The following is a 22,806-nucleotide window of genomic DNA, read 5'->3' as shown; positions in this document are numbered from 1 at the left end:
GGACATCCAATTTTCGCAAGACTGAAATATGGATGCCACAAGAAATCTGAATCATGGAGTCCGAAAGTTAGTCGTTCTTTCGTTTCCGCTCTGGCCTTGGTAGAGAGCTGATTCACATTCCAATTTATCGCCTCAGGCGAACTGTTGCCATGAATATTCGTCAACGCATTCTTTTGCTCATCGGCTTGAGCTTTTTAGCCCTGCTCTTTACGGGTGGATTTGCAGTCTTGCAAAACACCAGAAGCAGCAAAGAGGTTCAGTCAGTGACAGAGGGGGTGGTGCCCAGCAGCCTGAAATCGGTGGAACTGATGGGGCAGTTGAAGGATGTGCAGATCGCCACCATGGGCATGGTGGATGCGCCTGACAAGGCGGCGATCCTTCAAATGCACGAAGAACTCAAAAAGAAAAAAGCCGATCTACAGCGTGCCTTAGACGACCAGATGGTCTCTGCCGACAACGACATCCAGCGCGGCTTGATCAAACAGGCCCAAGAGAGTTTGCAAAACTACTTCGCCTCCATTGATGACACTGCTAACTTTATGCTGCAAGGTCAAAAGGAGTTGGCACAAGCCACCATGGCGGCCACGGTGGATCAGTACCTGCGCGAGCAGATAAGCGTGATTGAAACCGTGCAGGTAGAAAAACGCCGTAGCAAAGACGACGCCATTGCTGCAGTCAACGGCAACTTGCGCGCCACGACCAGCACACTCTCTGTGGTGACCTTGTTGGCCATTGTGGCTTTGGGGGTCATGGGCTTGCTGCTCTATCGCCAGGTGATCCACCCCATTGGCGACATGGAAACCAAGATGACCGAGATTGCCACCAGCCAAGACTTTACGCACCGGGTACCCGTGGCACGCATGGATGAAATCGGTAAATCGGTTGTGGCCTTCAACGCCATGATCGAAAAAATCCAGCAAAGCAACGAAAAAATCCGGCAGAAGACAGCGGATATCCACGCCATGCTGCACTACATCCCGCAGGGCATTTTGACCATAGAGGGCGGCGGCATCATCCACCCTGAGTTTTCTGAGCACCTCAAGACGGTGCTGGAAACCAATGACATTGCTGGCCGCAACGTGATGCACGTGGTGTTTGATGGCAGTGGCTTGGGGCTGGATGCGCTCAACCAGATGGAGACAGCCATCAGCGCCTGTATTGGTGAGGATGTGATGAACTTCGAGTTCAACGTTCACCTGCTGCCCCACGAAATCGTCAAGCCCATGCCCGATGGGCGCACCAAGATTTTGGATTTGAATTGGTCTCCCATCACCGATGAGTCGGGAACCACGCTGCGCTTGCTGCTGTGCCTGCGTGACGTTACCGATCTGCGTGCGCTGACCCAAGCGGCAGATGCCCAGAAGAAAGAGTTGGCACTCATAGGCGAGATACTGGGCGTGCACCAAGAGAAGTTTGAGGAGTTCATTGACAGTGCCAATCGATTCTTGACAGAAAACGGCGCACTCATTGACTCCGTTGAGGCTGCTTCGGAAAGCGCACGTCAAGATGCTGTGGCTGTGTTGTTTCGCAATATGCACACGATCAAAGGCAATGCCCGCACTTATGGACTACTGCAGTTGACCGATCTGGTGCACCAGGCGGAGGAGCGCTATGACCGCATCCGCCACGGCCAACAGGCGTGGGACACGCCATTGCTGCAAACCGAGCTCAAACAGGTTGCCGAGATGGTGGCGCACTATGCGCGTATCAACGATGTGACACTGGGTCGCAAGGTCGGGGGACGTCACGCGAGTAGCACCCCATTTGTGCAGGTTCCCCAAGAGGTGGTGAACAGCCTGATTGAACGCCTGGAAAAAGCGGGTATGCAAGATGCCGCACAACAAAGCACTACGCTGCAAGAGGCGCGGGATGTACTCAAGCAACTGGGGGCAGAGCCTTTGTCCCGCATGCTCAGTGGCGTGATCCAATCCTTGCCCTCATTGGCCAAGGAGCTGGGCAAGGATGCGCCCCAGGTAGTCGTGCAGGAAGCGGGCATCTTGGTTCGCACCCAGTTGGCCAATACCTTGGGCAATGTGTTCATGCACCTGTACCGCAACGCCTTGGACCATGGGCTGGAGTTGCCTGCGGAGCGCGTGGCGATGGGCAAGCCGCAAGCAGGTGAGATCACCTTGAGTGCCCATCTTGATGCGCACGCATTGACCTTGCGCCTCAAGGACGATGGCCGTGGGCTGGCTTTGCAACGCATCAAAGGCAAAGCCATCGAGCAAGGCCTGTTGGACGCTGATGCGCAGACTTCAGCACACGACATCGCACAGCTGATTTTTGCCTCAGGTTTTTCAACAGCCAACGAAGTCACCGAAGTGTCTGGCCGGGGTGTGGGCATGGATGCTGTGCGGGGGTTTATTCAAGAGCTGGGTGGGGATATCACCTTGGAGCTGGCCAGCCGTGATGCGCAGGCCCAGTACTGTCCTTTTGAGACGGTTATCACACTGCCTGCGAAGTTCGCAGTGCTGACCCGAACCCTCTGAATACAGGGGCACAACATGACAGAAATGCTGATCGCCTTCATGGCGGGTATTGTCTTGAGCGCAGGTGTGTGGGCTTGGTTCTATCGACAACTCCGGCAACAGACGGCTAAAAACACCGTGTATCTGGGCGAATCGCGAGCCGAAAGTGCCCAATTGCAAGAAACGATCAATGCGCTTGAAGATGAATTGGCTGGCATGCACCAGCAATTGCGTGCAGTCAATGATCGACTGCAGTTGGAATATTGCGCACTGGAACACGACCGCAACAACGCCTTGCAGCAAGTGATGAAACAGGCGCAGCACATGCAAAGCCATGCGGGCGGGCACTGTGAGCAGCTGGCTACCGCTATCAGTGAGTTGCTGGATGTGAGCAAGACGTTTGAGCGCTGGCATGCCGACATGAATATCTTGCTGACCCACAACAAGGGTATGCACTCCAAAAACGATGATTTCGCGCGCATCGTGCAGCAGATGATCATCGTGACGCTCAATGCGTCCATCGAGGCGGCTCGCGCTGGAGATATGGGGCGTGGTTTTGCGATCGTGGCTGAAGAAATGCGCAGCCTAGCGGGCCGCGCAGAGGCGCTGTCCAAAGACTATCGGCGTGCCTTGTATGCGAACGATCTGATAACTACCGCAACCTTTCAGGACATGCAGGCGGGCGGCAAGATGATCATCGGTGCTGTCACGGGGCTGGAGCTGATCAACCGCAAGACCTTGGTGGTGCTGCAATCACAAGGTCAACCATGATTAGCGAACGTGCCAAACAGGCGCTCAACGACATGGTTTTGTTGAGCATGCGCAGTGCCTTGGTCGGGTCGCAGGACACCGTGCTGAGCCTTGAACCTGTGCCAGACATTGCCCCGGTGAGCGAGCAGGAAGTGGTGATGTTGTCGGTGTCCACCTACCAGTTCCGGCTAATGGTGCTGATTTACTTCAACCGCGATGCCGTCACCCGCAACCACTATGCAGCGCTCACCCGTGTGCAGTCTGAGCACATGGATGCGCAGATGTTCCACGATGCCATTGCCGAGCGGGGCAACCTGTGCTGTGGCACTTTGAACCGCGAATTGGGCCGTGTGTTTGAGCACATTGGTATGTCTACACCCAACATGATGGATAGCCGCTGTGCCGAGCATTTTTCTTTGTTGCATTACGGGCATTTGCAGCACTTTGTGTTGCACCTGCAGTCGGGCGTGCGACTGCGGGCCAGCTTGTGCGTCACCGAGTACCAGGATATTGACTTCGAACTGCCAACGGTCGAAGCGCCGCAGAGCACTGGAGAGCTGGAATTTTTTTAACTGCACTGGAAACCACTGCTATGACAAGTCACAACACGCTGATCAGTAAAGTGCTGGTACTCGATAACAGCCCGCCAGCCCTCGAACACATCAACCATTTCTGCACGGAAAACAATCTCCAACCGCTGAAGGTGCGCGAGGAAAATTTGCTGGCCGTGCTGCGCTCCAATGTGGATCTGGGCGGCATCATGATGGCCGAAGATTTGGTTGGCAAACCCCGAGAGGGGATAGAACTGGGCCACCAGATTCACAAAATCAGGCCAGAACTGCCGCTATTTCTGCGCTGTGAATCTGCCCAGAGTCTGGCTGCTCTCTCTGGGGCACAACGCGAACCGTTTGCCTGTACCTACACCTTGGAGAACATCGATGCACTCAAAGATGTGATAGAGACCTCTATCTTCAGCTTGGTGTACCCCGCCAAATTGGTGTCCGGCATTGCAGAGATGACGCTGACCTCGCTACAAAGCCAGTTCAAGGGGCTGCAGGTGCGCATAGAGACGCCCTGCATCGTGCGCGATCGGTTGATTTTTGGTGAAATTTTCACCCTGATTCCCGTTGAGACTAATTGGTGCCGCGGCTACATGACTTTGCAAGCCGAAGAAGCCCCTTTGCTCGCGCTGGTCAAAAGCGATAAAACGCACATTGCGCAGGACGAAGGCGACGACTTTCGCAACCTCAACGGCATATTGGGTGAGATTACGAACCTGATTTGGGGGGCTTTCAAAAACCGCTACAGCGCCATCAAGCCAATCGAGGCGCATCTGGCGCAGGTGCCCATCGTCATCAACCACATGCACCGGTACATCTCCTTTGGTTCGGTCAACCCGCAGTTGTGCTTCAAGTGTGTATTGACCGACCCAGGCAACGCGGCGCTAGCGCCTTTGGTGATTTACCAGCGCTTTGCTTTCAACCTCAACTGGTCGCCCGAGGATTTTCATGAAAACGACCAATCCTTGAATCACCTGGTGGCAGCCGGGGAACTCGAATTTTTCTGACATTTTGAAAGGATCTAACCATGGCACACATTCTTGTAGTGGATGACTCCAGCACCGTTCGCAATGAAGTGGGTGATTTCTTGAAAAAAAATGGCTTTGATGTGAGCTACGCAGTCGATGGTCGTGATGGTCTGACCAAGCTCAAGGCCGATGCAGCTATCAAGCTCATCGTCTGTGACGTCAACATGCCCAATATGGACGGCCTGACCATGGCCGAGAAAGTGCGTACTGAATTGGGCAATGCAAGCGTCAACATTGTGATGCTCACCACCGAAAACTCCCCCGCTATGAAAGAGCGCGGCAAAGCGGCCGGTATCAAAGGCTGGATCGTCAAGCCTTTTAATGGTGACGCCGTATTGGGTTCTTTCAAGAAGCTGGTTGGTGTGTAAGCTCCCTGCACTGAGCAAGCGTTGTATCGCAGGCCTCCCGCATAATCCCGCCATGCAACTCCCTTACGAATGGCAGATCGGGTGGCGATACACCCGTGCTAATCACCAACTATCGCAATCGCCCCAAGCACTATAAACAGCATTCCGGCGAATAACTGACAGATGCGCAGAGTCCTGCTGCCAGAAGTGACGCGGGAATGCAATGGATGGGCGAGCAAAATACAGCACACGTCAGCGACTGAAAACAAAAGGTTTGCGCAAGAACCGAGCAAAAATAGTTGCCAGCCGAGTTCAAGCGACGTACTTGGCGCGGTGAATTGCAGTAGGAACGAAAAATAGAACAGCGCCGATTTAGGGTTCGATGCTTCGATGAATGCGCTTGACGATACGACGTTCTGTGGCATGTTGATCGCCTTGTCATGTTCGCTGGGAGTGCACATGCGCTGGATACCAAGCCAGATCAGATAAACACCACCAACTGCCTTGAGCACTTGATACAACATCGGAGATGTCTTTAGTACAGTAACCGCACCGAGTGCCATGATGCAGATCTGGAAAAAGGCTCCAATGTGGATACCAAGTGCGGAAAGGAATCCGGCCCGTCGCCCGTGTTGAAGTGTTAGCGACACGGTTTGTAGCAGTGCGGGCCCCGGAATGAAACCGAAGCCTATGCAGGTCAAAGTAAAAAACAAGGCTTGTTCGAGTGGCATCAGAGATCGTCTCCGATCACTATGCCGAGTCGGTTACATTCACTGCGCACTTGGTCGCGTGCAATTGCGAGCTGCTCCTTAGATAGTTCGGGCATTAACACACTGACATAATCGTCGATGGCAGTCTCTCGATCAAAGATATCAATATTCCGGTAACGTTCAGCTACATTTTGTCGCAAAGCGCGGCTTCCTATCGCAAGCCCTAATTGAGCTGCCCTTGTCTCGGCCTCATCTGGATTAGTCAGATAGCGAAAATCCTTTGAACCCGGCTCTGGTGACAATAATTCGATGTCCGCACTGATGATCACATCCCGTCCAGCCTTCAGAAAATCGATATATGTTTCAATATTCTCATCCAGCAATGCCTTGTTCATTCCCAAATGCCCCAGTACGAATCCCGCTTTAATCGCCACGCCATGCGCACGCGCATTGTGTAGCGCTCGTAGATTGGCGTCGACCATCCGCTGTGCAGCAGCCACAGGGTCCTTGTTTCGTAACGGTTTGTTAAGTGCCTGCAGAGAGCGTGAAGCACCCGCGTCGACACCAACGAACAGAATGCGAAAGCCGATCTCCTGCATTGCTTTCAGCACTTGCTCTTTCTCCATGCCATCTGCTCGCGCGTAGCCGACTAACACTGGACGCTCATCCGACGACAATGAACACCACCAGGCTGGTGGAGACATCGCCATGTCAAGCATCAACCGTGCAAACGTGAGTGGCAACTCGTCTGCTGTGACATATAAATAATCATATCCGGCAACCACATGCTTTGTGGATTGCCGCCCATGCATGATTCGCGGGCAGTTCATTTTTCCACATGCTTCCGTACTGGATTGAGCAGAATGAACAGGCATCGTCGCCACTGAATTTGATGCAGCCCCGCCCGATTTCGATGGGAACACCTTTGCGTACCCGTCTCCCTGTCAGGCTTTGGATTCTTTTACCCAAGCGTCGTGTGAAATTCTCCGTGTAGACGGCAGTATGCGGCAAAGTCCTATCAATTAAGTTGTAGTCGATAATGCGGTTCACGGCTTCTTGAAGCGTAGGATCAGCGACTATTCTTTCAGATTCGAATCGAACTGAACTGGGGTAGATGCCGTTATCTTGCGATTGTTGCCGATCTTTTAGGTAATCAAATAGGCCGGCATACACTTCGTTGCCGACGAATCCACAATCGATCAGGTCGCGGTGACGGGTGAGTATCTCTCGGCTTAATGCCGTGAAATGGTCGTTACCGAAAATAATCGCGATCTCTGGATCTAGGTTTCTGACTGCACGCGCGATCTGAATCGCCGCTTCGTAATTGGCCGTAATCGCGCTGAGGCAGACGGCTAGTGTGCTGCTTGTCCTTTTGCGAATGACTGCGATGATGTTGTCGAGCGGGTGAATCACACCGTCAATGTAATGACCTTCGAAGCCCGGCGATGCATCAATATAAGAGGCTAGGGACAGGATGCCTAGATGGGGGAAATTGGCCCAGTCAGTATGTTGAACTCCCTTAGATACGACAATGTCGTTAGACTTTAGTACAGCATCGGTATCCAGATCGTTGCTGTTGGGTGGGTTGATGAAAAAAACAATGGTTCTCGGTTCTTTCATGATGCGGCCCTTTCAGTGTTTGAGTCTTACCTAGCTGCAACGGTTGCGGTACAACGTTCCTCCCGTTGAAGTCCCTTGTTGCCAAATGTAGCAAAAACTTTAATTCCGTTTTCGTATTACTTTATTTTTTTGGTATACATAACGTTTTTTGAGTATTTTGAACCTCTCCTGCTATAGATGCCTGTTGTGGTCGAATAGACTGCTTTTGGTTTGGTCGAAAAACCTGACCTATCTCCTTGGTCACTGCTTCAGGGTGACAACGTGGTGCAGGACAACGCCTTTGTGCGCTCACCAACGTCGGTGCAAGCCTCGGCGTTCAAAGAGTTTTTGACCATCAAAGACAAAAGCGGAGCGTTCATCCGCATCAACATGAAACTGCAAAAAGCATAATCGCCCCATGCAACTCCCTTACGAATGGCAGATCGGGTGGCGATACACCCGCGCAGGCCGCGCTACGCGGCGCAATGGCTTTATTTCCTTTATTTCCGGTGTGTCCATGCTGGGAATTTGCTTGGGGGTGGCAGCGCTCATCATCGTGCTCAGCGTGATGAATGGCTTCCAAAAAGAAGTGCGCGACCGCATGCTCAGCGTGGTCTCGCACATCGAGGTGTTTGCCCCCAACGGACAAGCTTTACCCGATGTGGCCTTGACGCTGCAAGAAGTGCGCAAGCACCCCGAGGTGGTGGGCGCTGCGCCTTTTGTGGCCGCCCAAGCCCTGTTGGCCCGTGGTGAGGACATGAAAGGTGCCATGGTGCGCGGCATAGACCCTGCCCAAGAAGGCCAAGTGTCCGATGTGGCTACGGGCGAGCAAGCAACCGTGCTGCAGCGCTTGCAGCCGGGCCGCTTTGGCGTGGTGCTGGGGCTGGAGCTGGCACGTGCACTGGGTGTGCGCGAGGGCGACAAGGTAACCCTTATTGCTCCCAGCGGGCAAGTAACGCCAGCGGGCGTGGTGCCGCGCCTCAAGCAAATGGAGGTGCTGGGTACTTTTGAATCGGGCCACTACGAATACGACTCGGCGCTGGTGTTGTTGCACTGGCAAGATGCGGCACGCATTTTTCAGCTGGAAGGCCCCACTGGCGTGCGCCTGAAGCTGACCGACTTGCAAGATGCCCCGCGCGTGACGCAGGAACTCAGCCGCATGCTCAGCGGTGACCTGTACCTGCGTGACTGGACGCGCCAGAACCGCACCTGGTTTGCCGCTGTGCAGGTGGAAAAACGCATGATGTTCATCATCCTCACCCTCATCGTGGCGGTGGCAGCGTTCAATTTGGTGAGCACCTTGGTGATGACCGTGACCGACAAGCGCTCGGACATCGCCATTCTGCGCACACTGGGCGCCAGCCCGCGCAGCATCATGGCCATTTTTGTGGTGCAAGGCTCGCTGGTGGGCGTCATTGGCACGCTGCTGGGCTTGGGTTTTGGCCTGTTGGTTGCATTCAACATCGACGTCATCGTGCCTGCCATTGAGCACGCTTTACACACCAGCTTTTTACCCAAAGACATTTACCTGATCAGCCAAATGCCCAGCGAACCGCAGGCGGGCGACATCGTGCCCATCACGGTCATTTCCATCGTGCTGGCCTTTGCGGCCACGTTGTATCCCAGTTGGCGCGCCAGCCGCGTGCACCCTGCAGAGGCTTTGCGCTATGAGTAATACCCCCATGAGAGATTCCACACCACCCGAGACCCCATTGCTGCAAGCCCAAGGTGTTGGCAAGCGCTTTACCCAAGGCGCACTGGATGTGCAAGTGTTGCAGGGGGTGGACTTGCAGGTGCAGGCGGGGCAGACGCTGGCCATTGTGGGTGCATCGGGTTCGGGCAAGAGTACGCTCTTGCACGTGCTGGGGGGCTTGGATGCGCCCAGCACGGGTCGTGTGCTGTGGCGCGGGCAGGATTTGTCGGCCCTCAATGCCAAAGCACTGGGCGACTGGCGCAACCAGAACCTGGGCTTTGTGTACCAGTTTCACCACTTGTTGCCCGAGTTCACGGCGCTGGAAAATGTGGCCATGCCATGGCTTATTCGGCGTGTAGAGCCGGCAGATGCTGCTGATCGTGCTACAAAAATGCTAGCAAAGGTGGGCTTGGGCAAGCGTGCGTTGCACCGCCCAGCGGAGCTATCGGGCGGCGAGCGTCAGCGCGTGGCCATAGCGCGGGCCTTGGTCACCCAGCCGGCCTGTGTGCTGGCCGATGAACCCACGGGCAATTTGGATCGCAGCACGGCCGACGGTATTTTTGCCCTCATGCTGGACTTGGCTGCCCAGCAAGGCACAGCCTTTGTGCTGGTTACGCACGACCAGAGTTTGGCCCAGCGCTGTCAGCGCCAGCTGCAGCTACAAAACGGTCAGTTGGTTTAGGCAACTGGCCTGCCGCTTCCAGCGCCGGGTAGGCGGTGGCGCAGATGTGGGAGTGGATGCGCTTGAGGTCGCGCAGGATGTCCAAGTGCAGCGAGCTGCTCTCGATACTGACAACCCGCCCTTGGCGCAAGCGCATGAGGTGGTTCTCGGCAGCCACCATTTCGAGATGGCGCACGCGTTTTTTCTCAGCCAGCAGGTGGTGCGCGGACTTCACGTCGCCCGTCAAAAACACGTTGAGCGCCAGCTTGAGGTTGTCTTGGATGATGTTGTGGAAGGCCTCCAACTCGGCAGCACCTTCGTCGGAAAAGTCCAGTTGGCGCTTGATCTTTTTGGTGGCCAACTCCATCAGGCTCTTGTCGATGATGTCGCCAATGTGCTCCAAGTTGATAGCCAGACTCAAAATTTCCATGGCCCGGCGGCTGTCGGCTTCGTCCAGGCTGTCTTGGGTCACCTTGACCACATAGAGCTTGATGGCTTCGTGCAGGCTGTCCACCACGTTGTCACGCTGGCACACTTCGATGACCAGTTTGCGGTCGTTTTCCATCATGGCTTTCATCGACTGCTGCAGCATGCCGTGCACGATGTCGCCCATGTGCAGCGTCTCACGCGAGGCGCATGCCAGTGCTACCGCCGGGTTGGAGGTCACTCCCGTGTCCAAATACAGCGGCTGTGCCGGGTCGGTTTGCGCTTGCTCATCGGGCAGCCAACGCTCTAGCAAGCGGGCAAAAGCAGGCAGTACGGGCAAAAACACCAATGCCATGACTACATTGAACAGGGTGTGAAAATCCACCACCAAGCGCACCGGGTTGTATTCGAGCCGATCTAGCAGCTTGAGCAGTAAACCCAGCAGGGGCATGAACAGCAGGCAGCCCAGCACGCGGTTGATGAGGTTGCCCATGGGCAGTCGGCGGTGTGCGGGGTTGCTGCTGCTCAAACTCTCCATGAAGGGGGTGATAGCGCTGCCCACGTTGGCGCCCAGCACCAGTGCCAATGCGGCGTGTGGGGTGACAAAATGGGAATAACTGAAGGACATGATGAGCAAAATTGTTGCCACACTGGAGTGTGCGGCCCATGCCAGCACTGCGCCTATCAATACGGTGAGCAGCGTATCGCCAGTGATGGCGGCGAACAATTCACGCACCACGGGGGCATGCTCGGCTGGTTCGAGGCTGTCTAGCAGAATGTGCAAGGACAGCAGCATGAGCCCCAACCCAATGGCGACGCGGCCCAAATCTTTGCCGGTGCTGCTTTGGCTGCGCTTGAAGGCCATGACGCCGATCAGCAGCAGCAAAGGAGAGATAGCAGAGGCGTCAAACGACAGCGCTTGCACAATCAGCGCCGTGCCTACGTTGGCCCCGAGCATGACGCCCAGTGCAGGCATGAGCGCCACCAAACCACTGGCAGCAAAACTGCTGAGCATGAGGGCGGTAGCGGTGCTGCTTTGCAGCAAAGCCGTGACACCCAAGCCCGCTCCAAAGGCGTGTAAGCGGGTTTTGAGCAGCCGCCCCATCCATGACCGTATGCTGGCGCCAAAGGCCCGCACGATGCCGCTGTGAACCATGTGCAAGCCCCACAGCAGCAGGGCCACACCCCCAAACAGGTCTAACAAAACTTTCATGCCCCATTTAAGCAAGTGCAGTGCCAGTAGCGTATAAGCGTTTCCCATGAGTTCCACCAGCCCTTGGATAGACACCCACGTCCATTTGGATGCTCCAGAGTTCGCGTCCGATGTGCAAGCCGTGCAGCAGCGTGCGCGCGATGCGGGGGTGCGGCTGTGCGTGATACCTGCTGTGTTGGCCGAGCACACCAACGCCGTGCTGCATCTGGCCCATACGGGTGACCACGCCTATGCCCTGGGGTTGCACCCCTTGTTTGTGCCACAGGCCTTGCAAGCACTGGGTGACACGACCACACCTGAGCAGGGCATGCCTGCCGTAGTGCAGCAGATGGCAGCGCTGCTTGATGCGCACGCTGCCGATGCCCGCTTGGTGGCGGTGGGTGAAATTGGGTTGGATTACTTTGAACCCCTGCTGCAGCAAAGCCCGTGGCGCGACTGCCAAGAGCAGTTGTACCGGGCCCAGTTGGAGCTGGCATGGCAGCGGGGACTGCCCGTCATCGTGCACAGCCGCCGCTCGGTCGATGCGGTGCTCAAGCACCTGCGGGCGGTAGCGCGCATGGGAAAACCATCGCTCAACACCGCTGGCACAGCCCGCCGTTGGCGCGGTATTGCCCATGCTTTCAGTGGCAGCGTGCAGCAGGCGCAGGCGTTTGTTGAGCTGGGTTTCAAGCTCGGCTTTGGGGGCGCGCTCACCTACGAGCGGGCGCTCAATTTGCGCCGCTTGGCCACTGATCTGCCGCTCGACGCTTTGGTGCTGGAGACCGATGCGCCCGATATTCCGCCGCACTGGCTGTATGCCACGGCCGAGCAACGTGCTGCGGGCCAAGCACAGGGGCGCAATGAACCCGCCGAGTTGCCGCGCATTGCGCAGGTACTGGCGCAGTTGCGCAACATGCCGCTAGACGAACTGGCGCATGCCACGACACAGAACGCACTTGAGGCCCTGCCGCGCTTGCGCGCCCTGCTATAAACCGCGCATGGCACGTTCCCCCCGCACAAGTTCCCCCCAAATCACCTCGACTGCTGATTTGCCGGAAGTCTTTTTTTCCGACGAAGGCAATATCCGCCACCTGCACCTAGAGAGCATCTGGATCCAAGGCTCTATGGACCAAGACGAGCCTTACCGGCTGGTGCACGAATACGTGCAACGCATGCAGTCGTGGTTGTTGTTCGTGGAGCCCGACACCGTGGCCCAGCGCCAAGCAGTGCAACTGGGGCTGGGAGCGGCATCGCTCACCAAACACTGCAGCAAGGTGCTGCACATGCGACAGACCACGGCCATTGAGCTCAACCCAAGGGTGTTGCATGCCTGCCGTGGGTGGTTCCAGTTGCCTGCCAACAACACCCGCATGCAGGTGCTGATAGCCGATGCTGCAGAGGAAATTCGCCAGCCACACTGGCACGGCGTGGTCGATGCACTGCATGTGGATCTGTATGACCAAGAGGCGGCAGCGCCTGTTCTTGATAGCTCCGATTTTTATACCGATTGCCGCGCTATGCTGACCGATGAGGGCTGCATGACGGTCAATTTGTTTGGCCGCAGCTCCAGCTTCGATCGCAGTGTGGAGCACATAGCCAGTGCTTTCGGTGCCGATGCGGTGTGGGCTTTCAAAGCCACGCGCGAAGGCAATACCGTGGTGCTAGCGCAGCGCACCCCCAGTCGTCCGAAACGCCAACTTTTGATGCAACGCGCCGAAACCATCACCGCACGCTGGGGTTTGCCCGCCGTGAAGTGGGTTCGCGGCTTCAAGCCTGTACAGCCATGAGCACTACCTATTACAACGGCCCTTTGAACTGGCGTTTGCTGGTCAATTGGTTGGAGCAAGACAAGGTTATCAGCAGCGATGAGGCGCAACGCACCATCACCCGTTGCTCGGTGGCCGAGAGCGCCCAGCACCCGCTGGTGCGCTTGGCCAGCGTGGCCATGCGCCGCGCCAGTGACGGCAAAGCACTGGATGTGGAGTTGCTCACCCAATGGCTGGCTGTGCGTGCCAAGCTGGACTATCTGCGCATAGACCCGCTGCGGGTGGATGTGGGCAAGGTGGCCGATGCCATGAGTGCAGCCTATGCCGAGCGCCACCGCATATTGCCTGTGAGCGTGACCCCCAGCGAGATTGTGGTGGCCACGGGCGAGCCTTTCATCACCGACTGGATGGCCGAGGTGGAGCGACAAACGCGCCGCAGCGTGCGCTGTGTGGTGTCCAACCCGCAGGAGATCGTGCGCTACACGGCGGAGTTTTATGCGCTGGCCAAATCGGTGCGCGCTGCCAACCGCACAGGCAATACCAGCAGCAATGCCAGCTTTGAACAGCTGGTGGAACTGGGCAAGAGCAACAAGCAGCTAGACGCCAACGACCAAGGCGTGGTGCAGGTGGTGGACTGGCTGTGGCAGTACGCTTTTGACCAGCGCGCCAGTGACATCCACTTGGAGCCGCGGCGCGAGCAGGGCGTGATCCGCTTTCGCATCGATGGCGTGCTGCATCCTGTGTACCAATTGCCGCTGGGCGTGATGAACGCCATGACGGCGCGTATCAAGCTTTTGGGCCGCATGGATGTGATCGAAAAACGCCGCCCACAAGATGGTCGTATCAAAACCCGCAACCCGCGTGGCGATGAGGTGGAAATGCGTATCTCCACCTTGCCCACAGCCTTTGGCGAGAAGATGGTGATGCGGATTTTTGACCCCGACAACGCCGTTAAAGGGTTGGACGAGTTGGGTTTTACCCCACACGATGCGACGCGCTGGGAGCAACTGGTAACCCGCCCGCACGGCATTATTTTGGTCACCGGCCCTACCGGTTCGGGCAAGACAACCACGCTGTATTCCACCCTCAAGCGCGTGGCCACCGAAGAGGTGAACGTGAGCACGGTGGAAGACCCGATCGAGATGATTGAGCCCAGTTTCAACCAAACCCAGGTGCAGCCGCAGTTGGATTTTGGCTTTGCGCAGGGCTTGCGCTCGCTCATGCGGCAAGACCCGGACATCATCATGGTGGGGGAAATCCGCGACTTGGAAACGGCCGAAATGGCGGTTCAAGCGGCACTGACGGGCCACTTGGTGTTCTCGACCTTGCACACCAACGATGCGCCCAGCGCCATCACGCGGCTCATGGAATTGGGGATTCCGTCCTACCTCATCAACGCCACACTGCTGGGTGTGCTGGCCCAGCGCTTGGTGCGCACGCTGTGCCCCAGTTGCAAGCAGGTGGACGGCGAGGCGAGGCTGGAAGATTTGTCCGCTGTCATCAAGCCGTGGAATTTGAATGGCAACTACCGCCCCTACAAGGCGGTGGGTTGCGTGGATTGCCGCATGACGGGCTTTATGGGCCGCATGGGCTTGTACGAGTTGTTGACAGTGACCGAGGATTTCAAGCTCAAGGTCAACGCCGAACCGAGCATAGACAACCTGCGTCGCCAAGGCATCAGCGATGGTATGCGCCCGCTGCGGCTGGCAGGGGCCTTGCGTGTGGCAGAGGGCCTGACGGTGTTGGACGAGGTGCTTAGCGCCACGCCACCGTTGCAGGTCTAGGAGTTGTGATGGTGAGTACTGTGAAAGAGAGCCCCCTGATTCCCCAGCATGCTGAGCGCATGGCGCTGCACAACGAGGTGCACGCCCGTCCGCCCGAAATGATGGAGGTGCCGCAGCTGATCTCGCACATCGTCATGGTGTGCGATGCCAGTCAGCGCGAAGCCAGTCGGGCGCACTTGGCGCGTTTGGCGCACGACCACCACCAGAGCGCACCCGATGCGTCCAGCATCCACCTGCGGCTTGATTTGGGGCGCTACCGCTTGCGCTGGGAATTGCACAGCGAATTTGTGAGCTGGACCTTCATGGCCGCGCCCAGCCATCCTGAGTTGGATGGGCGTAGCCCCGAAGCGGCCACCGACCGCGTGCCACAGGAGTGGCTGGCCGCATTGCCTGGGACGTGCTTGTGCGCCATGCATGTGTGGACGCTGACGCAGCAGGCCTTTGAGCAGGGTCATTTGCTCAAGAGCATGCTGCACGAAGACAGCCTAGTGGCTTCGCAGGTGGACAACGGTTTCGCGCAGGTCTATACCGACTTTGCGGTGCATGCCGATGGTTTCTCGCGCATGGTGGTGTTGGCCGAGGCGGCGGCATCGCGCCGCTTGGGCCGTTTGGTGCAGCGTTTGCTGGAGATTGAAACCTACCGCATGGCGGCGCTCTTGGGGCTGCCTGCGGCGCGTGCGGCAGGCGGTGTGCTGGCCAGTGCCGAGCGCGAGCTGGCTGAGTTGGCGGGTTCCATTCGCGATGCCACCCGCCAGAGTGAGCCCGAATTGCTGGACAAGCTGACCCGTTTGGCCGGGCAGGTGGAGAGCCAGCATGCGGCTACCTACTCGCGCTTTTCGGCCAGTGCGGCGTATTTCGAGCTGGTCGATAGCCGCATTCACGACATTGCCGAAACCCGCTTGGGTGGCGTGCAAACCATTGCCGAGTTCATGCAACGCCGCCTGACGCCAGCGCGCAAAACCTGCGAATCCACGGCACGCCGACAGGAGGCGTTATCGGGCCGCATTTCGCGCATGAGCAATTTGTTGCGCACGCGGGTGGAGATTGAGCAGCAGCAAAGCAGCCAGCAACTGCTGGCCGCCATGGACAAGCGTGGCGACCTGCAGTTGCGTCTGCAAAGCACGGTGGAGGGGCTGTCGGTGGCGGCCATTAGCTACTACATCGTGGGGCTGGTGAGTTACCTGGCCAAGGGGGCGCACTACCTGGGTTGGCCGTGGAGTGCCGAGGGCACCGCTGCGCTGGCTATTCCGGTGGTGGTGGGGGGGGTGTGGTGGTCACTGCGCCGCTTGCACCACAAGCTGTTCGAGGGCAAAGCGCTCTGACACCAGCCCTGCCATCCCGTCTGATAGGTCTCGGCTATGGCCTCCTGTGCGAGGCCATAGTTTTTACCAATCCGATTGATCAGGTTAATCAACTGCTAAAAATCGATAGCTGTTTTAAACTTCGTCTTGTTCGCAAAACGAACTTCGTCTAACCCAACAGAGAAGAGGAAAACCCCATGTCTTTGATCAACACACAAGTTCAACCGTTCAAAACCCAAGCGTTCCTGAGCCGCAATGGCAAAGCCGACTTCATCACCGTGAGCGATGAATCCCTCAAAGGCAAGTGGTCTGTGCTGATCTTCATGCCTGCAGCGTTCACTTTCAACTGCCCCACAGAAATCGAAGACGCTGCTGACAACTACGCTGAATTCCAAAAGGCCGGTGCCGAGGTCTACATCGTGACTACCGACACCCACTTCTCCCACAAGGTGTGGCACGAAACGTCTGCCGCTGTGGGCAAGGCCCAGTTCCCACTGGTTGGTGACCCAACCCACCAACTGACCAACGCGTTTGGTGTGCACATCCCTGAAGAAGGCTTGGCACTGCGCGGTACCTTCATCATCAACCCCGAAGGCGTGATCAAGACCGCTGAAATCCACAGCAATGAAATCGCCCGTGACGTGTCCGAAACCCTGCGCAAGCTCAAGGCTGCTCAGTTCACCGCCGCCAATCCCGGCCAAGTGTGCCCCGCCAAGTGGAAAGAAGGCGCCAAGACTTTGACTCCTTCTTTGGATCTGGTCGGCAAGATCTAAACCACGCCTGTAACACGGCTACCAAGGTGCCCTCACGAGGGCATCCACCAGCCGGACAGCGTCAAAACGCCTTGCGTTTTGCCGTCCGGCTTTTTTGTGCCCAAATTGACCTGTAGCGCCCGTCTAATAAGCTTAAAGCGCTATAAAAATGATAGTAATTAGTGCCCGTTGAAAGGATATCTGCCATGCTCGATCAAGCCCTCAAAGACCAGTTAGCTGCCTACCTGGAACGTGTCACCCAACCGTTCGAGCTGGTGGCGTCTTTGGACGATAGCGAGGCCAGCCGCGACACCCTGTCTCTCTTACAAACCATTGCCAGCCTGCGTGCCGACAAGATCACCTTGCGCACCGATGGCATGGACGCCCGTAAGCCCTCGTTCTCGCTGCAGCGCATTGGATCGAGTAGCAGCCTGCGTTTCGCTGGCTTGCCTTTGGGTCACGAGTTCACCTCGCTGGTGTTGGCCTTGCTGTGGACGGGCGGCCACCCACCCAAGGTGGAAGCCGAGACGATCGAGCAGATCAAGGCGCTGCAGGGGGACTTCCACTTTGAGATGTACATGAGCCTGACCTGCCACAACTGCCCCGACGTGGTGCAAGCGCTCTCTCTCATGGCGATTTTGAACCCCGCGATCAAAACCACGGTGATCGAAGGCGGCACCTTCCAGCAGGAAGTGACCGAGCGTGAAGTCATGGCGGTGCCCATGGTCTACCTCAACGGCCAAGTGTTTGGCTCTGGCCGCATGAGCGTGGAAGAAATCGTCGCCAAGCTCGACACCGGTGCCGCCCAACGCGAAGCCGAAAAGCTCAGCGCCAAAGCACCGTATGACGTGCTGGTGGTCGGTGGTGGCCCTGCTGGGGCAGCCGCTGCGGTGTATGCAGCGCGCAAAGGCATCCGCGTTGGCGTGGTGGCCGAGCGCTTTGGCGGACAGGTGAACGACACCCTGTCGATTGAGAATTACATCTCCATCTTGGAGACTGATGGCCCCAAACTGTCCACCGCGTTGGAAGCCCATACCCGTCAATATGGCGTGGATGTGATGACGCTGCAAACCGTGGCCAAGCTGATTCCAGCCAACCAGCCCGGTGGTTTGATCGAGGTGCAGCTCACTGGCGGTGGTGTGCTCAAGAGCAAGACCGTCATTTTGTCCACCGGTGCCCGCTGGCGCAATGTGAACGTGCCCGGCGAAGCCGAGTACAAAACCAAGGGTGTAGCCTATTGCCCGCACTGTGATGGCCCGCTCTTCAAGGGCAAGGACACGGCGGTGATTGGTGGCGGTAACTCGGGGGTGGAAGCGGCTATTGACTTGGCAGGTGTGGTCAAGCACGTGACATTGATCGAGTTCAATGACCAGCTCAAGGCCGATGCCGTGTTGGTCAACAAGCTCCAGAGTTTGCCCAATGTGACCATCCATACCAATGCGCAGACGACCGAAATCACGGGTGCCGATGGCAAGGTCAATGGTCTGAAGTACAAGAGCCGTGCCGATGGCACCGAGCACACCGTGCCACTGGCGGGCGTGTTTGTGCAAATTGGTTTGGTGCCCAACACCGAGTTCCTCAAAGGCACGGTGGAGTTGAGCAAGTTTGGCGAAATCGTGGTCGATGCCAAGGGCCAGACCAATCTGCCAGGCGTGTTTGCGGCGGGTGACTGCACCACTGTGCCTTACAAGCAAATCATCATCGCTGCAGGTGATGGAGCCAAGGCTGCGCTGTCTGCCTTTGATCACCTGATTCGCCACTGATGGCGACGCGATGGCGCTAGGGCATTCGCTTGTTCCAGTAAAAAAGCCACCTTGCGGTGGCTTTTTTTTGTAGCGCTGACGATGTTTTTATGCAGAACGGCGCTTGGCTGCGACCAAAGAAACCATCGCTACGCCCAAAGCCATGAGGGCGTAAGTGGAAGGTTCTGGAATCGAGGGAATGGGTTCGCAGAAAGGATCGGAGTGGATCTCTCCATTCTGGTACAAGGTTTTGACGACCACGGTACCTTCGATGTTGTTGTTGTTGGTCAACTTGGCATTGGTAGCCACGATGCTGCCACCAAATTGGTTGTTCAGCGTCACATCAGTGGCTTTGTAGAAATTCCACAGCATTTGGTTGCCCAAACTAGCCGAGCCATTCAAAAAGTTCGCAGAAATGGTGATTTTCGCGTTGTCGCTGTTGAAGATGATGCCCTTAGCACCATTCAGATTGAAGGAAAACTCGCCAGCTGCGAAAACTTTGTCATCAATGCTGCTCAAGTTGAAAACTGCCAAGCCATCAGCCCCCGCTTTGGCGTTGAAGGTGACTTTGGAGTTGTTGTTGCTAAACACAACGCTGCCACCCGTGTCTTTGAGTCCACTCAAGAAGCTGGAACCTTGATTGAACACTGTGCTGAAGTCGGTTGAACTGGCGACGGCAGCAGCGCTATTGAGCGCAGAGGTCTTGTTGCTGCCGGAGAGTTGGCCTGCGTTGATGTTGCTGGATTTGATGGTTCCACCAATAGCCGCTTTGCTGCTGCCATTGATGTTGGAGTTGCTCACATTGCCTTTAATGCGAGCAGCACCACTGTTGACGTTTCCACCCGTTAAATTACCACCAACATAGGTTCCCAAACCATTGACGCTGTTGAACTTGGCATTGCCCATGACCGTCAGGCCAGAGTAGCTGGAGGATGCCAAGCCGTTGGGGTGTTGTACAAAGTCACCGGTACCCGTCAGGTTACCTCCTACATAAGTACGACCATCCACGTGGGAGTTGACCTGTGCATCGCCGAGGACAATCACGTTGAATTGGCTCAACCCTTCGCTGAAGGACAATCCAGCGGCATGGACTCCCCATGGAACAATCGCTGCCATAGCAGCCACTGTCATAGTGCGCAAAATGTTGTGGCGCATGCCGTTTCCCTTACAGAAATTTTATGAATGGACTCCATGGTAGCTGTATCCGAAAGCAAACCCAATAGTCCAATCGGACTAGGGTTACCGGTTCGCATTTATCTGGCCCCAATGGAGGGTTTGCTGGACTTTGTGTTGCGCGACATCTTGACCCGCGTCGGTGGGGTGGAAAAGTGTGTATCGGAATTCATTCGCATCACCAATTGCCTGCAACCTGAAAAATCCTTGCTGCGTACCGTGCCTGAACTGGAGTTTGGTGCGTGCACGCCCGCTGGGGTTCCTGTGTGGCCCCAATTATTGGGTTCTGACCCCATTTGCATGGCCGACAATGCGGCGCGCTTGGCCCAGATGGGGGCACCGGGCATCGATTTGAATTTCGGTTGCCCCGCCAAAGTGGTCAATCGCCACGGTGGTGGGGCCATGTTGCTGCAGTTTCCAGACCAGTTGCAGCGCATCGTAGATGCCGTGCGGCAGGCGGTGCCTAGGAGCATTCCTGTAACGGCCAAGATGCGTTTGGGTTACATGGATGATGCGTTGGCGTTGGATTGTGCACAGGCTCTGGAAGCGGGAGGCGCTGCTGAATTGGTGGTGCATGCCCGTACCAAAGCCCAAGGGTACAAACCGCCGGCTTACTGGCATAGGGTGGCAGATGTGCGTCAAGCGGTACGCATACCTGTTGTGGTCAATGGGGAGATGTGGACACCCCATGACGCCTGCCAAGCAGTGCAAGAAAGTGGTTGCTATACCTTGATGTTGGGGCGTGGCATGGTGGCCAGACCTGCACTGGCGCGCAATATATTGGCCGAGCTAGGCAGTGCTAGCGGCAACTTGGGGCAGCCTGGGCCTGATTGGTCGTGGCAGGATTTGGCACCATTGATGCATGCTTTTTGGACAGTGGCCACGACGCGATTGGAGCAGCGTCAACAAGCGGGGCGTGTGAAGCAATGGCTGTTGTATTTGCGCCGCCACTACCCCGAAGCCCAAACGGCTTTTGATGCGGTTCGCACACTCACGCGTCCCAGTGACATGGACGCGTGGCTGCAAACCCATATCAAACCTTAAAACGTTTCCCAGTCATCTTCGGAGGCAGTGGTAGCCAATGGTTTGGGCAAGCTCGCAGGGGCAGGAGCAGGAGCTGGCTTGCTAATGCGGCTGGTTGTCACAGGTCGAATAGGCAGCTTGCTGCTAATAGAACTTGAGCTGGTTTTGCTTGCCACTGCTGGGGGGGCTTTGGCTGCACTGCTGGGGCCAGCAGCGCTGGTTGCTGGCTTGCTGGGGCTACTGATCTGGACGGGCGTGTGGTGACCACTGATTTTGAAGACACTCACCGCATTGACCAACTCACCCGATTGGCTTTTGAGGCTGGATGCTGCCGCAGCCATTTCTTCCACCAAGGCGGCATTTTGTTGGGTGGTCAAATCCATGCTGCTGATGGTTTGCCCAATTTGCGATACGCCAGTGCTTTGTTCAATACTGGCAGCACTGATTTCGCCCATGATATCGGTGACGCGGCGGATGCTGGCAACCACATCTTGCATGATCTGTCCCGCCTGATCGACTTGGGTCGAGCCTTTTTCTACCCGCTCAACGCTGTTGCCAATCAGTGTTTTGATTTCTTTGGCTGCCTCGGCCGATCGCCCTGCCAAACTGCGCACTTCACTGGCTACGACCGCAAAGCCGCGGCCTTGTTCGCCAGCACGGGCGGCCTCTACCGCGGCGTTCAGAGCCAAGATGTTGGTTTGGAACGCAATGCCATCAATCACACTGATGATGTCAGCAATCTTGCGGCTGGCCTCGTTGATGCCCTTCATGGTCTCAATTACTTGGGACACCACATCGCCACCGTTTACCGCAACAGAGCTGGCGTTTTGTGCCAACTGGTTAGCTTGGCGTGCGTTGTCGGCGTTTTGCTGCACAGTGGAGTTGAGGTTTTGCATGTTGGAGGAAGTTTTCTCCAATGCGCTGGCCTGTTGTTCGGTGCGGGCAGACAAATCGTGGTTGCCTTGGGCAATTTCACTACTGGCAGTGGCTACCGAGTCCGCGCCAGTACGCACAGCGGTGACCAAGCTCGTCAAGGACGCTTGCATAGCCGCCATGGCATCTAACAATTCACCCAGTTCATCGCGGCGGTTGTTCACAATTTGGTGGCTCAAGTCGCCTTTGGCAATGTGGCTGGCTGCTTCTGCCGCTTGTTTGAGGGCGGATACGATGGCTTGTGTGGTGGTGTAGGCCATCAAAAGGCCTGCAATCAGCATCACAGCAACGCCCACACCAATGATGCCTGTGGAAATGTTGGCCGTGTTTTCACCGCCAGTAGCCAAGTCGTTGGCAATGTTGTTTTGCAGCGAGATGGCTTCATCGATGGCTTTGAACATCGCATCTTGCATCTGCTTTTGCGTGGTAGCCATGATGGCAATGGCACCTGCTCGGAAGGAGTTGTCAGCAGCCAAAAGCAATGAATCCAAGCCATCGTCGTACTTTTTACTGCTGTCTTTGATTTTTTCTAGCAGTGCCTGAATCTCTGGATTGGTGACGCTACTTTCCAACTCTTTGATGAGTTTGCTGTTTTCAGCCCGCGCTGTGGCAATTTGCTTTTTCAACGCCTCAATCACGGCGGGCTCTTCGTACATCATGTACTCACGCGACCACCGCGCCACATCTTGCATGTGGTTTTTGATCTCGTTGAACTGCTTGTTTTTGATCATTCCATCACTGGCCAGCGCGTTGAGGTCTTTGGAGAGACCTTTCATTTGTACAACGCTGTAAGTGCTGAGAATTAGGCCCAACAACAACACAAAAATAAAACCGCCAAAAAGGCGCGTCTTGATTTTCAAGTTACCCATCTCTAGTCTCCTTCTTGGAATCTATCGGC

At 56.4% G+C, this 22,806-nt stretch carries 21 protein-coding genes; 15 read left to right on the top strand and 6 right to left on the bottom strand.

What is annotated here, in order from left to right; translation table 11 throughout:
* Positions 1 to 149 precede the first annotated feature (149 nt).
* From KIK84_RS15250 to KIK84_RS15230, 5 genes are read left to right on the top strand one after another with little or no spacing between them, the layout of a single operon-like run.
* Positions 150 to 2,489 carry an ATP-binding protein gene (locus tag KIK84_RS15250; RefSeq protein WP_214123967.1) on the top strand — a complete coding sequence of 780 codons (2,340 nt, stop codon included), beginning with the start codon at positions 150 to 152 and terminating at the stop codon, positions 2,487 to 2,489.
* A 15-nt stretch (positions 2,490 to 2,504) separates the two neighbouring features.
* Positions 2,505 to 3,239 carry a methyl-accepting chemotaxis protein gene (locus tag KIK84_RS15245; RefSeq protein WP_250208024.1) on the top strand — a complete coding sequence of 245 codons (735 nt, stop codon included), beginning with the start codon at positions 2,505 to 2,507 and terminating at the stop codon, positions 3,237 to 3,239.
* A complete protein-coding gene (locus KIK84_RS15240) occupies positions 3,236 to 3,790 on the top strand; it encodes a hypothetical protein (protein WP_214123966.1) in 555 nt (184 codons plus the stop codon). The genes KIK84_RS15245 and KIK84_RS15240 overlap by 4 nt, the downstream gene beginning before the upstream one ends.
* 20 nt (positions 3,791 to 3,810) lie before the next feature.
* A complete protein-coding gene (locus KIK84_RS15235; protein ID WP_250208023.1) occupies positions 3,811 to 4,785 on the top strand; it encodes a chemotaxis protein CheX in 975 nt (324 codons plus the stop codon).
* A 20-nt stretch (positions 4,786 to 4,805) separates the two neighbouring features.
* Positions 4,806 to 5,174, top strand: a complete 369-nt coding sequence (locus KIK84_RS15230; RefSeq protein ID WP_214123965.1) for a response regulator — start codon at positions 4,806 to 4,808, stop codon at positions 5,172 to 5,174.
* A gap of 98 nt (positions 5,175 to 5,272) precedes the next feature.
* Here KIK84_RS15230 and KIK84_RS15225 read toward each other — a convergent pair whose 3' ends face one another.
* The 3 genes from KIK84_RS15225 to KIK84_RS16695 all read right to left on the bottom strand — a co-directional run bounded on the left by KIK84_RS15225 (position 5,273) and on the right by KIK84_RS16695 (position 7,483).
* Positions 5,273 to 5,884 carry a LysE family translocator gene (locus KIK84_RS15225; RefSeq protein ID WP_214123964.1) on the bottom strand — a complete coding sequence of 204 codons (612 nt, stop codon included), beginning with the start codon at positions 5,882 to 5,884 and terminating at the stop codon, positions 5,273 to 5,275.
* A complete protein-coding gene (locus KIK84_RS16700; protein ID WP_250208022.1) occupies positions 5,884 to 6,489 on the bottom strand; it encodes a radical SAM protein in 606 nt (201 codons plus the stop codon). The genes KIK84_RS15225 and KIK84_RS16700 overlap by 1 nt, the downstream gene beginning before the upstream one ends.
* 142 nt (positions 6,490 to 6,631) lie before the next feature.
* Positions 6,632 to 7,483, bottom strand: coding sequence for a cobalamin-dependent protein (locus KIK84_RS16695; RefSeq protein ID WP_250208021.1), 852 nt, complete (start codon positions 7,481 to 7,483; stop codon positions 6,632 to 6,634).
* 210 nt (positions 7,484 to 7,693) lie between these two features.
* On the opposite strand from KIK84_RS16695, the gene KIK84_RS15215 reads away from it, so the two are divergent.
* The 3 genes from KIK84_RS15215 to lolD are packed head-to-tail and all read left to right on the top strand — an operon-like array spanning position 7,694 to position 9,837.
* Positions 7,694 to 7,873 (top strand): hypothetical protein, encoded by a 180-nt coding sequence (locus KIK84_RS15215; RefSeq protein ID WP_214123963.1) that lies wholly within the window; start codon positions 7,694 to 7,696, stop codon positions 7,871 to 7,873.
* A 7-nt stretch (positions 7,874 to 7,880) separates the two neighbouring features.
* Positions 7,881 to 9,137, top strand: a complete 1,257-nt coding sequence (locus KIK84_RS15210) for a lipoprotein-releasing ABC transporter permease subunit (protein ID WP_214123962.1) — start codon at positions 7,881 to 7,883, stop codon at positions 9,135 to 9,137.
* A 7-nt stretch (positions 9,138 to 9,144) separates the two neighbouring features.
* Positions 9,145 to 9,837 (top strand): lipoprotein-releasing ABC transporter ATP-binding protein LolD, encoded by a 693-nt coding sequence (gene lolD, locus KIK84_RS15205; RefSeq protein WP_214123961.1) that lies wholly within the window; start codon positions 9,145 to 9,147, stop codon positions 9,835 to 9,837.
* Here lolD and KIK84_RS15200 read toward each other — a convergent pair.
* Positions 9,767 to 11,503 (bottom strand): Na/Pi cotransporter family protein, encoded by a 1,737-nt coding sequence (locus tag KIK84_RS15200; protein WP_250208020.1) that lies wholly within the window; start codon positions 11,501 to 11,503, stop codon positions 9,767 to 9,769. The genes lolD and KIK84_RS15200 overlap by 71 nt on opposite strands.
* On the opposite strand from KIK84_RS15200, the gene KIK84_RS15195 reads away from it, so the two are divergent.
* The 6 genes from KIK84_RS15195 (at position 11,502) to ahpF (ending at position 18,800) form a co-directional block, all read left to right on the top strand.
* Positions 11,502 to 12,425 (top strand): TatD family hydrolase, encoded by a 924-nt coding sequence (locus tag KIK84_RS15195; protein WP_214123960.1) that lies wholly within the window; start codon positions 11,502 to 11,504, stop codon positions 12,423 to 12,425. The two genes, KIK84_RS15200 and KIK84_RS15195, sit on opposite strands and share 2 nt — an antisense overlap.
* Before the next feature lie 7 nt (positions 12,426 to 12,432).
* Positions 12,433 to 13,221 (top strand): class I SAM-dependent methyltransferase, encoded by a 789-nt coding sequence (locus KIK84_RS15190; RefSeq protein WP_214123959.1) that lies wholly within the window; start codon positions 12,433 to 12,435, stop codon positions 13,219 to 13,221.
* The gene (gene tfpB / locus KIK84_RS15185) at positions 13,218 to 14,984 is read left to right on the top strand and encodes a type IV pilus assembly ATPase TfpB (RefSeq protein ID WP_214123957.1); all 1,767 of its coding nucleotides are present in this window, start codon (positions 13,218 to 13,220) and stop codon (positions 14,982 to 14,984) included. Before KIK84_RS15190 ends, tfpB begins: the two co-directional genes overlap by 4 nt.
* 20 nt (positions 14,985 to 15,004) lie before the next feature.
* On the top strand, positions 15,005 to 16,306 hold the full coding sequence (locus KIK84_RS15180) for a DUF3422 family protein (RefSeq protein WP_349815946.1): 1,302 nt from the start codon (positions 15,005 to 15,007) through the stop codon (positions 16,304 to 16,306).
* 176 nt (positions 16,307 to 16,482) lie between these two features.
* The gene (ahpC, locus tag KIK84_RS15175) at positions 16,483 to 17,058 is read left to right on the top strand and encodes an alkyl hydroperoxide reductase subunit C (RefSeq protein ID WP_214123954.1); all 576 of its coding nucleotides are present in this window, start codon (positions 16,483 to 16,485) and stop codon (positions 17,056 to 17,058) included.
* Positions 17,059 to 17,243: 185 nt separating this feature from the next.
* Entirely contained in the window at positions 17,244 to 18,800 is a 1,557-nt protein-coding gene (gene ahpF / locus KIK84_RS15170) for an alkyl hydroperoxide reductase subunit F (RefSeq protein ID WP_214123953.1), read from the top strand.
* A gap of 87 nt (positions 18,801 to 18,887) precedes the next feature.
* Here the strand turns inward: ahpF and KIK84_RS15165 are convergent, their stop codons facing one another.
* Positions 18,888 to 19,934, bottom strand: a complete 1,047-nt coding sequence (locus KIK84_RS15165; RefSeq protein ID WP_250208019.1) for a collagen-binding domain-containing protein — start codon at positions 19,932 to 19,934, stop codon at positions 18,888 to 18,890.
* A gap of 36 nt (positions 19,935 to 19,970) precedes the next feature.
* Here KIK84_RS15165 and KIK84_RS15160 point away from each other — a divergent pair, with 36 nt between their 5' ends.
* Positions 19,971 to 20,996: a tRNA dihydrouridine synthase gene (locus KIK84_RS15160; RefSeq protein WP_250208018.1), complete on the top strand. Its 1,026-nt coding sequence runs from the start codon at positions 19,971 to 19,973 to the stop codon at positions 20,994 to 20,996.
* Here KIK84_RS15160 and KIK84_RS16855 read toward each other — a convergent pair.
* Positions 20,993 to 22,777, bottom strand: coding sequence for a methyl-accepting chemotaxis protein (locus tag KIK84_RS16855; RefSeq protein ID WP_284150500.1), 1,785 nt, complete (start codon positions 22,775 to 22,777; stop codon positions 20,993 to 20,995). The two genes, KIK84_RS15160 and KIK84_RS16855, sit on opposite strands and share 4 nt — an antisense overlap.
* Positions 22,778 to 22,806 lie beyond the last annotated feature (29 nt).

The sequence above is a fragment of the Curvibacter sp. CHRR-16 genome (genome assembly GCF_018474005.1).
Taxonomy (GTDB): domain Bacteria; phylum Pseudomonadota; class Gammaproteobacteria; order Burkholderiales; family Burkholderiaceae_C; genus Allorhodoferax.
Note: the sequence above shows the minus strand (reverse complement) of the source record. Positions and strands in the feature narration are given on the sequence as shown.